The organism is Xanthomonas sp. F10 (assembly GCF_014206815.1).
Taxonomy (GTDB): domain Bacteria; phylum Pseudomonadota; class Gammaproteobacteria; order Xanthomonadales; family Xanthomonadaceae; genus Xanthomonas_A; species Xanthomonas_A indica.
The window spans coordinates 94,950-109,423 of the sequence record NZ_JACHNP010000003.1 but is presented as its reverse complement, the minus strand read 5'-3'; the positions used below and the strand labels follow the sequence as shown (position 1 = coordinate 109,423).

Here is a 14,474-nt window from a genome sequence, read left to right as displayed (position 1 = left end):
CGCGCTTGCCCTGGATCCGTTCAGCGCGCGGCCGGCGTGCGCTTTCGCCGCTGGCGCATTTCCTCCACAATCGCTTGCCTTTCCACGCCAGGCGCACGCCACGGGCATGCAAGCCTACGTCTACAAAAGCCAACGCAAGCCGGACACCTATCTGTATCTCGCCGCCCGCGACGACTTCGGCCGGCTGCCGCCGGCGCTGCTGGCGTCGCTGCAGCCGCTGGCGTTCGTGCTCGAGGTGGCGTTGACCGCCGAACGCACGCTGGCCCGCGCCGATCCGGCCGCGGTGCGCGCCAACCTCGCCGGCTGCGGCTTCCATCTGCAATTGCCGCCGTCCCTGCCCGGCACCACCGATCGACACGATGACTGACTCCTTTCTCCGCGCGCGCGCGCCGATGCTCGCCGCCGCGCTGGGTGCGGTGCTGGCGCTGGCCGCCGGATTCGGCCCGCTGGCCGCCGCACTGGGCGCCTGGCTGGCGCAGCCGGCGTTCGCGCTGGCGCTGTCCTGGCACCGCGGCAGCCGGCCGCGTCCGCGTGCCGCGCGCGAGCTGATCGGCGCGGTGGCGCCGCTGCTGGCGCTGTGGGCCGGCGGCATGGCGCTGGTCGCGGTGCTGGTGGCCTGGCCGCTGGCGGCCCTGCACGACAGCGGCAGCCTGGCCGCCGCGCTGGCGCTGAGCGTGGCCGCCAGTGCCGCACTGCTCGGCCTGTGGCGGACCTGGCCGCTGTGGCACGCCAGCGACTGCGAGGACGGCGCGCTGGGCGCGCGCTGGCACGCGCTGGCGCAGCAAGACGTGCAGGCCTGGCGCGGTCTGGCGGTGGCCGCGCTGGTGCTGGTGCTGGCCGGGCTCGGCGTGGTGCTGGCCTGGCCGGGACTGCTCGCCGACGCCGCACGCTGGCCGCTGGCGCTGGCCTATGCGCTGCTGTCGCCGCTGCTGCATGCCGGCCTGCAACGGGTGGCACCGCCGCAGACGCTGACCCCGCCGGTGTCCTCCGCCGACCTGTTCGCCGAACTGAGCGCCAACACCGCGCCGCGCGCCGACGAGCCGGCGCCGGCGCAGGACGAATTGCATGCGGCGCTGTACGACGCCGCCCGCGGCGGCCGCGTCGACCGCGCGCTGCAGTTGCTGCAGGCCGGTGCCGATCCGCATGCGCTGCCCGCCGCCGAGTGGCGCGACCAGCGCAGCCTGCCGGTGCTGGCCGCGGTGCTGCCGGACCTGCGCCTGCTGCGCGAACTGATCGTGCGCGGGGTCGACGTCAATCGCCCGCACCTGGGCATGACCCCGCTGCTGGCCGCCACCCGCGACAGCTGGCATGGCCGCCCGGAAGCGGTGATGACCCTGCTCGCCAACGGCGCCGACCCGCGCGCCAGCGACGGCGACGGCAACACCCCGTTGCATCACGCCGCGCGCAGTTCCGATCCGGGCGTGGCCGCGCTGCTGCGCGACGCCGCCGCCGAACTGGACGCGGCCAACCGCGACGGCCTGACCCCGCTGGCGGTGGCCTGCCAGGTCGGCAACTGGCGCATGGCCAAGTTCCTGCTCGAGCGCGGCGCCAAGCCGGAGCCGGCCGACGCCAGCCCGGTGCTGCTGGCCGCCGCCGGCACCGAGGAAGACGATCCGGCCGGCGTGCAGTTGCTGCTCAAGCACAAGGCGCGGGTCGACGCGCGCGATCGCCAGCGTCGCAGCGCGCTGCACGAGGCGGCGCAGGCCGGCCACGTGGAGATCGTGCAGGCCCTGCTCGGCGCCGGCGCCAACCTGGAAGCGCGCGATGCGCTGGGTCGCACGCCGTGGCTGGAGGCCGCCCGCCACGGCCGCGTGGCGGTGCTGGAACGGCTGCTGCCGCACAAGCCGGACCTGACCGCGGTCGATGGCGACGGCCGCAACGCGATCCTGCTGGCCTGCACCGCCGACCACGTCGCCCCCGGCCTGATCCGGCGCCTGCTGGAACTGGGCGTGGCGCCGGCGCAACCGGACCAGAGCGGCCGCCGCGCGGTCGACCTGGCCGCCGAGGCCGGGCGCTGGGCGATCGTGTCCGCGCTGGACCCGGACTATCCGCTGCCGGCCGCGGTCAGCGACGGCCAGGGCGAAACCGGCCCGGCCGGGCTGCCCGACCGGCCGCCGCTGGAACTGCTGCGCGAAGGCCTGCAACTGGGCCAGCCGCGCGACGGCCTGGCCGCGCTGGCGCGGCTGTGCGCGGCCGAGGAACTGGGCGCGCTACTGCACGATGCGCCGCTGGCGCTGAACGCGCAGGCGGTGGACTGGCTGCTGGCGCACGGCGCCGAGCCGGAGGTGCTCGATGCCTGCGGCGACACCCCGATGTTCGCGCTGCTCTCGCGCGGCGTGGAGGCGGTGCCCAGCCTGCAGGCGATGCTGCGCCACGGCGTGTCGCCGGCCGGCCGCGGCGGCCTGACCCGTCTGCTCGCCGCCTGCGCCCAGCACGATCACGCCTCGCGCGCGCTGGAACAGTTCGCCCTGGAACTGCTCGAGCGCGGCGCCGATCCATTCGCGCCGTCGCCGGCCGGCGATCCGCCGCTGTCGCTGGCGGTGCGGCTGGGCTGGCTGCGCCTGCAGCTGCAACTGCTCGAACGCGGCGCCGACCGCGAGGCCCGCGACAGCCACGGCATGACCGCGCTGCATCTGGCCGCCGCGCTGGGCCGCGAGGCCTCGCTGAAACTGCTGATCCAGCAGGGCGCCTCGCCGGACGCGCGCGCCGCCGACGGCCAGACCCCGCTCGGCGTGGCCCTGGCCAGCGGCCGCCGCGACCTGGCCGACTGGCTGGACTGGCGCACCTGGCCGCTGCCGCGGCGCCCGCTGCGCGAGGCCGACGTGCCGGCCGCGGCGATGGTCGGCGATGCCGAGGCGATCCGCCGGCTGATCGACCTGGGCCTGCCGGTGGATGCGGTGGACGCGCAGGGCTGCACCGCGCTGCTGCGCGCCGCCGGCGGTGGCCATGCCGCGGCGGTGAAGCTGCTGCTCTCGCGCGGCGCCGATCTGCAGCACGCCGCGGCCAGCGGCGCCACGCCGCTGTCGGCGGCGGTGAGCATGCGCCAGACCGAGATCGTCGCGGCTTTGCTGCAGGCCGGCGCGCAGATCGAACACCGCCTGCCCGGCGGGGTCACCGTGCTGATGCTGGCCTGCGCGCTGGGCCTGCCCGACATCGCCGCGCGGCTGCTGGCCGCCGGCGCCGACGTGCATGCCGGCGACGCCCAGCAACTGGCGCCGCTGCATTGCGCGGCGCTGTACGGCTTCACCGCGCGCGACAAGACCCGCCTGCTGGCCCTGCTGGACACCTTGCTGCTGGCGGGCGCCGAGGCCGACCGCGGCTCCGCCGGCGGGGTCACGCCGCTGCTGCTGTTGCTGGGCGCGCGCGCCGAACCGGGCACGGCCTGCGAGGAGCCGGTGGTGCTGGCCGGCGTCGAGCGTCTGCTCGACGAGGACGTCAGCCTGGAGGTGCAGGATCCGCGTGGCTTCGGTCCGTTGCACCTGGCCGCGCTGCACGGCCTGCCGCTGCTGGTGCAGCGCCTGCTGCGCGCCGGCGCCGATCCGGAACTGCGCGATACCTTGAACCGCACCCCGCGCGAGATCGCGGTGATGCGCGGCTTCGTCGACGTCGCCGGGCAGTTCCAGCCGGCGCTGCCGGGGGTGTCGTCGATGGCCCGGTTCCTGCGCGAAAGCCGCTAACGCTTTCTCCCAGCGGGAGAAGGTAGCCCGGAGGGCCGGGTGAGGGCAGGGCGCCGCCTCGCCCATTGCACCGCGTCTCGTGCCGCACCCTCACCCCAATCCCTCTCCCGGTGGGAGAGGGGCTTGCGGCAGAGCGGTGCGCCGCAAACCCCAAAAAAATGCCCGCCGGAGGGCGGGCGAATGCGTCATGGTGGGTACGTCGCTGCTGTCGGAACCGCTGCGGGAGGGCCTCCTCCCGCGCACGTTGCGCGGCGGCGAACGGCGCCGCCGCGCGGTCGGGCGTTTACTGCCGCGCCACCACGGTCAGGCCGCTGTAGCTGCCGCTCAGGCGCACGTAGTAGGTCGTGGCGCTGGACGGGGTGAGGCGCACCGTCTGGGTGGTGCCGGTGCGGGTGGAGCGCGCGTCGTAGCTGCTGCTGGTCGGCGTCTTGCCCGCCGCCACGTACATCGCCACGTTGCCGGTGCCGCCGAAGGTCATGAAGCTCACCGCCGTGCCGGCCGCGGCCTGGAAGCTGTACAGCCTGTCGCCGCCCTGGCTGCCGATACCCCGCATCTCGACCTTGTTGACCAGGGTCTTGGTCGGCGGCACGCAACTGCTGTCCGAGGGGTCGCACGGCGGGGTGGTGGCCATCTGCAGCAGCATGTCGATGTCGAGGATGCCGGCGCCGATCGGCGTGGTGGTGGGGATCGCCACCGGGAACGGCCGCGCGCTGGCGCGCAGCAGATCGCGCATGCCGGTCCAGCTGAGCGGGGTCTTGGCCACGCTCTGCACCATCGCCACCGCCGCGGCCACGTGCGGGGACGCCATCGAGGTGCCGGCCATGCCGCCGATCTGCCAGTCGCTGGTTGGGCCCTGCGTGCCGCCGTTGAGCACCTGGAAGATGTAGCCGTTCGGATTGCCGTCGACGTCGCCGCCGCCGCCCGGCGCGGCGATGTCCACGCGGGTGCCGTAGTTGGAGTAGCTGGCGCGGCCGCCGTTGACCCGCGAGGCGCCGACGCTGATCACGCCGTTGCAGGACGACATGGTGTAGGTGGCGGCATCGGCATTGGAGTTGCCGGCGGCGACCACGATGATCGTGCCCTTGGCGTTGATCTGGTCGATCGCGTCCTGGTAGATCTGCGGGCAGGTGTCCGGGCCGCCGCTGCCCAGGCTCATGTTGATGACCTCGGCCGGGTTCGGATTGGTCGGCAGGCCGGCCACCGGCAGGCCCGCGGCCCACAGCATGCCGTCGGCGATGTCGCTGCCGAAGCCGCCGCAGGAGCCGAGCACGCGCACCGGCACGATCTTGGCGTCGTAGGCCAGGCCGGCGGTGGCCAGGTTGTTGTTGGTGACCTGGGCGATGGTGCCGGAGACATGGCTGCCGTGCCACGAGCTCGGCTCCGCGGCGTTGCCGGACCCGCCCAACGCATTGCAGTAGTCGGCCTCGACCCAGTCGCCCAGGTCGTAGCCGCCGGCCGCGCGGCCGTCGGTGTCGCGGCGCGAGACGCGGTGGTCGGTGATCATGTCGTAGCCGGGCAGCACGTTGGCGGCCAGGTCCGGGTTGTCCTTGACCACGCCGGTGTCGACCACCGCCACCACCACGCCCTTGCCGGTGGAGCGGGTCCAGGCGGCTTCGGCGTTGACCCCGCCGACCGGGTCGTGGAAGTTCCACTGCAGCTTGGCGTAGGCCGGATCGTTGGGCGTGGTGGAGGCGGCGGCCGCCATCGCCGCCGGCAGGCGCACGCTGGCCTCGTCCAGGCGCCGGTACAGGCGGTCGACCTGCACCGACACCACCGACGGGTCGGCCTTGAGTTCGTTGATGAAGGCGGTGCGTTCGCTGTCGCTGAGGTGACGCGAGGTCTGCACCACGTGCCAGCCCGGCACCGCCATGTCGCGCAGCACCTTGGCGCTGACCGCGCTGCGCAGCGTCAGGCCGTTGCTGGCGATCTGCGCGCGCTGCATGCCGCTGCGCGCCACCGCGCTGCTCAGGGTGGTGGCCAGCAGGCTACGCGCCTGGGTGCCGCCGTCGCGGGTCTTGACGATGAAGCGCTGGCCCAGGTCGTTGGGGCTGGCCGATTGCGGCATCGGGCCGTGCACGCCACCCAGGCCGATGGTGGGCGTGGCCGCCTGCGCGGCGCCGGCGAACAGGATGGCGGCGAGGGCAGCGGCGAGCGTATTGGAAGACATCATCTGCAGATCCTGGAAAGAGAAGTGAGAAGAAAGAAAACGGCGGCGCACGCGGCGCCGCGTTGCGTCACAGGTCAATGCCCACGCCGATGCCGGCGGAGGACTCGCCGCTGCTGAAGGCACCGCCCAGGCTGAACGAGGCGCGCTCGCCGAGCTTGCGGGCGTAGCCGATCGACAGCGCCTGCTGCCCGCCCTGGAAGCCGGCGCCGACCGACACGCGCCCGCGCGGGCTCTGCGTGCCGGCGGCGTTGACCGCCATGTTGAGCATCGCCGCGCTCATCGCGCCGAGCCGGTCCATGCGCCGGTCCATGCCGTCGAGGCGGTGTTCGGTGTCGGTGCGCAACTGGTTGAAGCTGTCGTCCAGCGCGGTGATGCGGGTGTTGGTGTAGGCGTTGGCGCTGCTCAGGGTGGCGCTGTTGCCGGCGCGCATCTGCGCCACGTTGACCGCGTCGGTGTCGGCGCTGCCGGCGGCGACGTTGGCGACCTGGCGCTCGTTGCCGGCGCTGCCCACCGACACCGTGTTGGCGCGGTTGGCGACCGCGCCCTGGCCCAGCGCCACCGAGTTCGCGGCGCTGGCCGAAGCGCCCTGGCCGAGCGCAGTGGCCGAGGCCGCCGACGCGTTGGCGCTTTCGCCCAGCGCCACCGCATTGGTCGCCACCGCGGCGACGCGGGCGTTGGCGCCGACCGCGGTACTGCCATCGGCGTTGACCGTGGCGTTGCCGCCGATGGCGGTGTCGTTGGGGCCGTAGGCCAGTGCCTGTGCGCCCATCGCCAGGCCGTTGTTGCCGTTGGCGGTGGCCCCGGAGCCCACGGCCACGGCATTGGTGCCGGCACCGGTGCTGGGCGCGGTGGCCGCACCGCCGCCGTCGCCGACGCTGATGCCGCCGGAGCCGCCGAGGGTGTTCAGGCGGTTGCCGAAGCCGGTCAGCGCGGTGTCCAGCGCACCCATCGCCGAGCCCAGGTCGGTGTAGTGGTTGCCCTGCACCAGGTAGTTGCCGCCGATCAGGGTGCCGTTGGCGTCGACCACGCTGCCGGCGCCGAACGCGGCGGCGACGTTGCGCAGTTGCGCCAGGTTGACCGCATCGGTGTCCAGGGTGCCGGCGGCCAGGTTGGTGAGCTGGCGCTCGGCGCCCACCGCGCCGATGGACACGGTGTTGTCGCGCTCGTTGACCGAGCCGGCGCCCAGCGCCACGCTGTGGTTGGTGATGGTCGTTTGGCCGTTGACGAACTGCGAGTTGCCGACGCGGGCGCCGGGGCCGATCGCGATCGACTGGTCGCCGAACACGTCCGCGCCGGTGCCCACGGCGATGCTGTCGTAGAACAGCACCGGGGTCTCGCGGAAGAATTCGCCGTTCCACACCATTCCCCCGCCCAGGGCCAGGCTGCGGGTGCCGCCAGCCCAGGAGCCGTTGCCGAGCGCGGTGGAGCCGACGCCGAGGGCGAGCGCGGCCGGGCCGACCGCCGTGCCGTCGTCGCTCTGTGCGAACGCGCTGGGACCGATCGCAACGCTGTGCGCGCCCCAGGCGCGCGCGCCGTTGCCGAAGGCGGTGGCCCACTCGGCGGTGGCCTGGCTCTGTGCGCCGACGGCGACGGCCGCGTACTGGTTGGCCACGGCGGTGGAACCCACGGCCACGGTCCGCTGCGAACTGGCCTCGGCCAGTGCGCCGACCGCGGTCGCGTTGTAGGCGGTGGCCATCGCACCACCGCCCAGCGCGGTCGACAGCGGACCGGTGGCCTGGGTGGCCTGCAACTGCATGCCTTCGCTGCTCAAGCCATCTTCGCCCACGTCGACGATGCCGCCGACGGCGACGCTGGAACGGTCGCTGGCGATCGCGCCGGCACCGGCGGCTACGTTGAACTTGCCGCTGGCCTGCGCGCCGGCGCCCAGCGCGGTCGCGGCCATGCCGGTGGCGGAGGTCTGCTGCAGGATCGTCACACCGCCGGGCAGGTACGCGTAATCCACGTCGAGCATGCCGCCGATGGCGGTGGTGGAGATCTCGGTGGCCAGGCTGTTGTGGCCCACCGCCAGGGCGTGGTTGGCATAGCTGACCGCACCGCCGCCGATCGCGATGGTGCCGGTGCCGACCGCCGAGGCGGCTTCGCCGGCGGCCAGCGCTTCGTCGCCGTCGGCCTCGGCGCCGGCGTTGCTGTCGGCGCTGCCGGTGGCCTTGAAGTAGACGCTGGGATCGTAGGTGGTCGCGGCCGGGGTCGCGCTGGCGTCGCTGGGCGTGGCGTCGGTGCCGGTGGACTGGGCCGTGCCGGCCGCCGTTGTCGTGGTGGTGGTGGGCGTCTGCGCCATCGCCGTCGAGGTCAGGCACAGCGCGCAGGCCAGGGCCAGGGTGCTGGTCGCACGGGGCATCGGATGACGGGCGGCGGCGCCGCGCAGGGAAGTGCAATCGTTCATGGCGATCTCGGGCTGGGAAACGGCAGGGCAGAAGGTGACGTCGGCGGCGCGCGTGCGCCTCCGCATCGGTCAGGAGTGGTCTGGGAGCCGCGCCGTCGTCCCCGGGCGCGTTCCGTCATGCGAACTTAGGCCCGCCGTCACCGGCTTGTCACCTGCAAGTTCTCGCATGATCATCATCGGATTCTCACTGAACGGGAATGGAGCACGGCGGCATGGCGAAGGCGTTCTGGAACTGGCTGGGCCGCGCGCCGCTGATGGACGAGGTGGACCGGCGCAATGCGCGGGTGATCCAGTTGCTGCTGCTGTTCCTGGCGGTGACCATCCCGGTCACGCTGGTGATCGCGCTGGTGCTGGCATGGCCGCAGCTGCGCGGGCAGCCCGTGCAACCCGGCCTGGTCATCTCGTTGACCATGAGCCTATTGATCGGGGTGTGCGCGGCGATCGGCTTCGTGCGCGTGCGCCATGGCGCCTTGCGCGGCGGCGTGCGGCTGCTGCTCGGGGCGATGCTCGGTTCGCTGCTGGTCAATGCCGCCATCCATGGCTTCCAGCGGCAGCTGCCGGACCAATTGGCGCAGATGCTGGTGCTGATCCTGGCCGGCCTGGTGCTCGGGCGCCGCGCGCTGTGGGTGACGTTCGCGGCGCTGCTGCTGATGCTCGGCGTCGGCGTCGGCCATGACGTGCTGCTGGAACTCGCCGACACGCCCGCTCAGGCGTTCTTCAACGTGCTGCCGGTGCTGTTCAGTTACCTGCTGGTGGCGCTGCTGCTGGACCGCACCACCGAGGCGTTGCGCGAGAGCCTGCGCGAATCCAATGCGCGCGGCCAGCGCCTGCAGCAGGAGATGCAGGAGCGCGAACGCGCGCAGACCCAGCTGATCCACGCGCAGAAACGCGAGATCACCGAGCGCATGGCCAGCGGCCTGGCCCACGACTTCAACAACATCCTGGCGGTGATGTCCGGCTTCGCCGCCGCGCGCCACGACGACGATCTGGCCAGCGACGCGCAGCGCATCGCGCACCTGGAGGACAGCCTGGCGGCAGTGGAGGAATCGGCCGAGCGCGGCATGACCATCGTGCGCCGGCTGCTGCGCTTCAGCCGCCGCGATGCCGAGCATGTCGAACGTTTCGACGCCGCGGCCGCGGTGGAGGCGCTGCAGCCGATGCTGCGGCAGTTGCTGGAAGCGCGGATCGTGCTGCGCTGCGCGCTACCGGCGGCACCGGCGCCGATCCGCTTCGAGCGCAGCCAGTTCGACCTGATGCTGCTCAACCTGGCGTCCAACAGCCGCGACGCGATCGCCGACCGCGGCCATTTCGACATCGCCGTGTCCAACGCGGACGAGGGCACCGTCATCGAGGTCGCCGACGACGGCCACGGCATGCCGGCGGAGGTGGCCGCACAGGTGTTCGAGCCGTTCTACAGCACCAAGCCGGCCGACAGCGGCACCGGCCTGGGCCTGGCGGTGGTACGCGACCTGGTGGTGCGCGCCGGCGGCCGCATCCAGGTGCACAGCACGGTGGGCGTGGGCACGCGCTTCCGCATCGTGCTGCCGCATGCCGATGCGGTGCCGGTGTCGGCGCAGGCACTGGCGTAGAGAACGCGGGCCTCGACCGCCCGCGCCACACGGCGCGCCGGCGAGCGGCGGGTCAGCCGGCGGGATCGAAGATGTAGCCCTTGCCGTGCACGGCGGCCAGCGGCAACGGTTCGCCGCAGCGGCGCTGCACCTTGCTGCGCAGGCGGTGCACCATCGAATCCAGGCGATGTGCGTCGAAGTCGTAGACGCGGTCGGTGAGCGCGGCGATCAACGCCTCGCGCGCCACCAGCAGGCCCGGTTGCTCGAACAGGCGCAGGCACAGGCGGCGTTCGCTGCCGGTCAGCGCGGCGGCGGCGCCGGACGGCGACAGCAGGCACCAGCCGTCTTCGCTGACCTGCCAGCGTCCGCGCGGCGGCGCCGCGGGCAGGCGCCCGCTGACGCGCCGCGCCAGGCTGTGCAGGGTCGCGGCGAGCAGGTCGATTTCCACCGGCTTGGACAGATAGGCGTCGGCGCCGCCGGTCAGGCCGCGGATGCGGTCCTCGGTCTGGCCGAGGCTGGTCAGCATGACGATGCCGAGGTCCGGATACTGCTGGCGCAGCGCGCCGGCCAGGGTGAAGCCGTCGGTGTCGGGCAGGCCGACATCTAGCACCACGATCTCGGCGCCTTCGCGCTGCACCCGTTGCTGCAGTTCCGCGCCGGTGCCGCAGCCGTCGGCGGCGAAGCCGAAGCGGCGCAGACCCGGCACCAGGATGCGGTCGCGCAGTATCGGATCGTCCTCCAGGACCAGGGTGCGCAGGGCGGCGGCAGCGGGATCGGAAGTCATGCGCAGGCGCAGTGTAGCCGCAGCCGTGGGCTTGCGCGCGCCTGAACGGAGCTCCGCGGCGATTACGCAACGCAAACACCGGCGCTGGCAGACTCGCGGCTCCTCCGCCCCGGCGCCCACGATGGCCTCGCGAATCGAAGACTACGCCATGCTCGGCAACTGCCGCAGCGCGGCTCTGGTGGACCGTTGCGGCTCGATCGACTGGCTGTGTCTGCCGCGCTTCGATTCCGACGCGTTATTCGCCGCCCTGCTCGGCGAACCCGACCACGGCCGCTGGGCGATCGCGCCGCAGGGCGCCTTCACCAGCACCCGCGCCTACCGCGACGGCAGCCTGGTGCTGGAGACGCGGTTCGAGACCGACACCGGCGCGGTGGCGCTGCTGGACTTCATGGTCGCCAGCCACGACGAAGTGCTGCACAACCACGTGGTGCGGATCGTGCGCGGGTTGCACGGGCGGGTGCCGCTGCGCATGCAGCTGCAGTTGCGCTTCAACTACGGGCGCACCATTCCCTGGGTGTCGCAGATCGACGGCGGCCTGCAGGCGGTGGCCGGGCCGGACCAGATCGCGTTGCGCAGCCCGCAGGCCATGCACGGCCACGGCTTCGCCACCGAGGCCGAGTTCGTGCTGGAGGCCGGCGAGAGCACCTGGTTCGTGCTCAGCCACGGCGCCTCGCACCTGGAACTGCCGCCGTTGCTGGAGCCGGAACAGGCGCTGGCGCAGACCGAGGCGTTCTGGCACGGCTGGTCGCACCGTTGCCTGGATGCCGGCCCGTGGACCGAGGCGGTGCGGCGCTCGCTGGTGGTGCTGAAGGGGCTGAGCTACCTGCCCACCGGCGCGATCGTCGCCGCGCCGACCACCTCGCTGCCCGAGCGCCTGGGCGGCGAGCGCAATTGGGACTACCGGTTCTGCTGGTTGCGCGATGCGGTGTTCACCCTCACCGCGTTGCGTGCGGCCGGCTACTTCGACGAGGCCGCTGCCTTCCATGGCTGGCTGCAGCGCACCGTGGCCGGGTCGCCGGACCAGTTGCAGGCGCTGTACGGCATCGGCGGCGAGCGGCGCATGTCCGAATGGGAGGTGGACTGGCTGCCCGGCTACGAAGGCGCCTCGCCGGTGCGCGTGGGCAATGCCGCGGTCGGCCAATTCCAGCTCGACGTCTATGGCGAGGTGATCGCCGCGTTCCACCGTGGTCACCACGAGGGCATGGCCTCGGCGGTGCATGGCCGCTCGCTGGCGCGGCAGTTGCTGGAGGTGCTGGAAGAGCGCTGGCGCGAGCCGGACGAAGGCATCTGGGAGATCCGCGACAAGCGCCAGCACTTCGTGCATTCCAAGGTGATGGCGTGGCTGGCGTTCGACTGCGGCGCGCGCGATGGCGTCACCGACGCCGATGCCACGCAACGCGCGCACTGGCGCGCGCTGGCCGACGAGATCCACGCGCAGGTGCTGGCGCAGGGCGTGCACCGCGACGGCTACTTCGTGCAGAGCTACGGCAGCGAGCGGCTGGATGCGGCGACCTTGCTGATCCCGCTGGTCGGCTTCCTGCCGCCGGACGATCCGCGCGTGGCCGCCACCGCCGACGCCATCGCCGAACGCCTGAGCATCGACGGGCTGGTCGAGCGCTACCGCGCCGACGGCAGCGGCGACGGCCTGCCGGCCGGCGAGGGCACCTTCGTCGCCTGCAGCTTCTGGCTGGTGGAGAACTATGCGTTGCTCGGCCGCCGCGAGCAGGCGCAGGCGCTGTTCGAACGCCTGCTCGGCCTGTGCAACGACGTCGGCCTGCTGGCCGAGGAATACGACCCGCGCAGCGGCCGCATGCTCGGCAATTTCCCGCAGGGCTATTCGCACGTGGCGCTGGTCCACGCGGCGCTGCGCCTGCATGGCTTGATCGGCGAACAGGACACCCATCCATGAGCGATGCCTCCCAGACCACCCCTCCCTGCCTGATCGTGGTGTTCGGCGCCCGCGGCGACCTGACCCGCCGCCTGGTGCTGCCGGCGCTGTATAACCTGCGCCACAGCGGCGCGCTGCCCGAGGAATTCGCGGTGATCGGCGTGGACCACGGCGCGGTCAGCGAAGTGGCGTGGCGGCGCATGCTCGGCGATGCGATGCGCGGGCTGATGGCCGACCGCGACGCCGAGTTCAAGGCCGACGGCCTGGACGAAGAGGTATGGGGCTGGTTGCGCTCGCGCCTGCACTACCTGCGTGGCGACTTCAACGACGCCGGCACCTATCGCAGCCTGGGCGCGCTGCTGGACAAGATCGGCGCGCAGTACCGCACCGGCGGCAACGTGCTGTTCTACCTCGCCACCGCGGCGCGCTTCTTCGCGCCGGTGATCGAGCAACTGGGCGCGGCCGGGCTGGTCAAGCAGAGTACCAACGGCGGCTGGCGCCGGGTGATCGTGGAGAAGCCGTTCGGCCACGACCTGCAGAGCGCGCGCGAGCTCAACGCCATCGTCGGCCGCGTGCTCGACGAGGACCAGGTGTTCCGCATCGACCATTTCCTCGGCAAGGAAACGGTGCAGAACATCCTCGCCTTCCGCTTCGCCAACGGCCTGTTCGAGCCGGTGTGGAACCGCGACCGCATCGACCACGTGCAGATCACCGCGGCCGAGACCATCGGCGTGGAAGGCCGCGGCGGCTTCTACGATCCCACCGGCTGCCTGCGCGACATGGTGCCCAACCACCTGTTCCAGTTGCTGGCGATGATCGCGATGGAACCGCCGGCGGCGTTCACCCCGGCGGCGATGCTGCGCCGGCGCGCCGAGGTGATCGAGGCGGTACGGCCGCTGAGTCCCGCCGACGTGGTCCGCGGCCAGTACGCGGCCGGGGCGATCGGCCGCAACGCGGTGCCCGGCTACCGCGAGGAAGACACCGTGCCGCCGGATTCCAACACCGAGACCTACGTGGCGATGAAGCTGCAGGTCGATACCTGGCGCTGGGCCGGCGTGCCGTTCTACCTGCGCACCGGCAAGCGCCTGCGCGAGCGCACCACCGAGATCGCGATCCGCTTCAAGCCGGCGCCGCTGGCGCCGCTGCGCAGCGCCGAGATCGGCGGATACGGCCCGGACTGGCTGGTGCTGCACATCCAGCCCGACGAGGGCATTTCGCTACAGTTCGACGTCAAGCGCCCGGGCGCACGGGTCAGCCTGGCGCCGGTGCGCATGGACTTCCGCTACCGCGACTGGTTTCCCAAGGAATACACGGTGGGCTACGAACGCCTGCTGCAGGACTGCATGCACGGCGAGGCCGGCTTGTTCCAGGACGCGACCATGGTCGAGGCGGCCTGGACCATCGTGCAGCCCATCCTCGATGCCTGGCAGACCTCGGCCGACGAAACCCCGCAGTACCCGGCCGGCAGCGCCGGCCCGGCGGCGGCCGATGCGCTGCTGGCGCTCAACGGCGGCCACACCTGGCGCACCCTGACCGCCGGGCGCCGCCCGCCGCCGCGGCGTCCGCCGGAGGCAGGCGCCACGACCGAGACCCGACCGGTGACGCCGGCGCCGAAGCGCAGCGGGGCCAAGGCGGCCGATGCTTCCGCTTCCTCCAAGGCACGCAAGTCGACCAGGGCCAAACCCGCCGCGGCGCCAGCGAAGACGCCGGCGGCGAAGAAGGCCGCCAAGCGCACCGCGCAAAAGGCCGTCAAGCGTGCGCCCAGCAGCGCCGCGAAGCGGCCCGCGCGAAAGCGCTGAAGCAAGCGCTGAAGCGGTGCCCCGGGCGCTGGCGTGAGCGCCAGTGCTCGGGGAGATGCCTTCATGTCAGCAGGAGCGGCGCAGCGGCGGCGGCTGGATCTTGCAGTCGGGGCTGAAGCCTCTCCCACACTGGAAGGATTGGCGGCGTGCGGAACTAGCGCGTGCGCCCAGCATTAGCCTTCGCGTC

At 72.8% G+C, this 14,474-nt stretch carries 7 protein-coding genes and 1 pseudogene; 5 read left to right on the top strand and 3 right to left on the bottom strand.

All coding sequences use genetic code 11. The features are described 5' to 3' along the window. Positions 1-106 precede the first annotated feature (106 nt). Together FHR56_RS17340 and FHR56_RS17335 are read left to right on the top strand one after the other, a co-directional pair. Complete coding sequence (locus tag FHR56_RS17340; RefSeq protein ID WP_017909431.1) at positions 107-367, top strand: YcgL domain-containing protein; 261 nt, start codon at positions 107-109, stop codon at positions 365-367. Beyond that, on the top strand, positions 360-3,677 hold the full coding sequence (locus FHR56_RS17335) for an ankyrin repeat domain-containing protein (RefSeq protein WP_160946968.1): 3,318 nt from the start codon (positions 360-362) through the stop codon (positions 3,675-3,677). Before FHR56_RS17340 ends, FHR56_RS17335 begins: the two co-directional genes overlap by 8 nt. Positions 3,678-3,960: 283 nt before the next feature. On the opposite strand, the gene FHR56_RS17330 is transcribed toward FHR56_RS17335, so the two are convergent. Together FHR56_RS17330 and FHR56_RS17325 are read right to left on the bottom strand one after the other, a co-directional pair. Beyond that, entirely contained in the window at positions 3,961-5,847 is a 1,887-nt protein-coding gene (locus FHR56_RS17330; protein WP_160946969.1) for a S8 family peptidase, read from the bottom strand. Between the two features lie 64 nt (positions 5,848-5,911). Continuing rightward, the gene (locus FHR56_RS17325; RefSeq protein WP_160946970.1) at positions 5,912-8,248 is read right to left on the bottom strand and encodes a YadA-like family protein; all 2,337 of its coding nucleotides are present in this window, start codon (positions 8,246-8,248) and stop codon (positions 5,912-5,914) included. Positions 8,249-8,460: 212 nt separating this feature from the next. On the opposite strand from FHR56_RS17325, the gene FHR56_RS17320 reads away from it, so the two are divergent. Then, on the top strand, positions 8,461-9,837 hold the full coding sequence (locus tag FHR56_RS17320) for an ATP-binding protein (protein ID WP_160946971.1): 1,377 nt from the start codon (positions 8,461-8,463) through the stop codon (positions 9,835-9,837). Positions 9,838-9,889: 52 nt separating this feature from the next. Here the strand turns inward: FHR56_RS17320 and FHR56_RS17315 are convergent, their stop codons facing one another. Continuing rightward, entirely contained in the window at positions 9,890-10,600 is a 711-nt protein-coding gene (locus FHR56_RS17315) for a response regulator transcription factor (protein ID WP_160946972.1), read from the bottom strand. Between the two features lie 121 nt (positions 10,601-10,721). Here FHR56_RS17315 and FHR56_RS17310 point away from each other — a divergent pair, with 121 nt between their 5' ends. Further along, positions 10,722-12,509 carry a glycoside hydrolase family 15 protein gene (locus FHR56_RS17310; RefSeq protein ID WP_160946973.1) on the top strand — a complete coding sequence of 596 codons (1,788 nt, stop codon included), beginning with the start codon at positions 10,722-10,724 and terminating at the stop codon, positions 12,507-12,509. Then, positions 12,506-14,359 (top strand): annotated as a pseudogene (gene zwf, locus FHR56_RS17305) (glucose-6-phosphate dehydrogenase); the annotation flags it as partial. The gene FHR56_RS17310 and the pseudogene zwf, both read left to right, overlap by 4 nt. Positions 14,360-14,474: the final 115 nt, after the last annotated feature.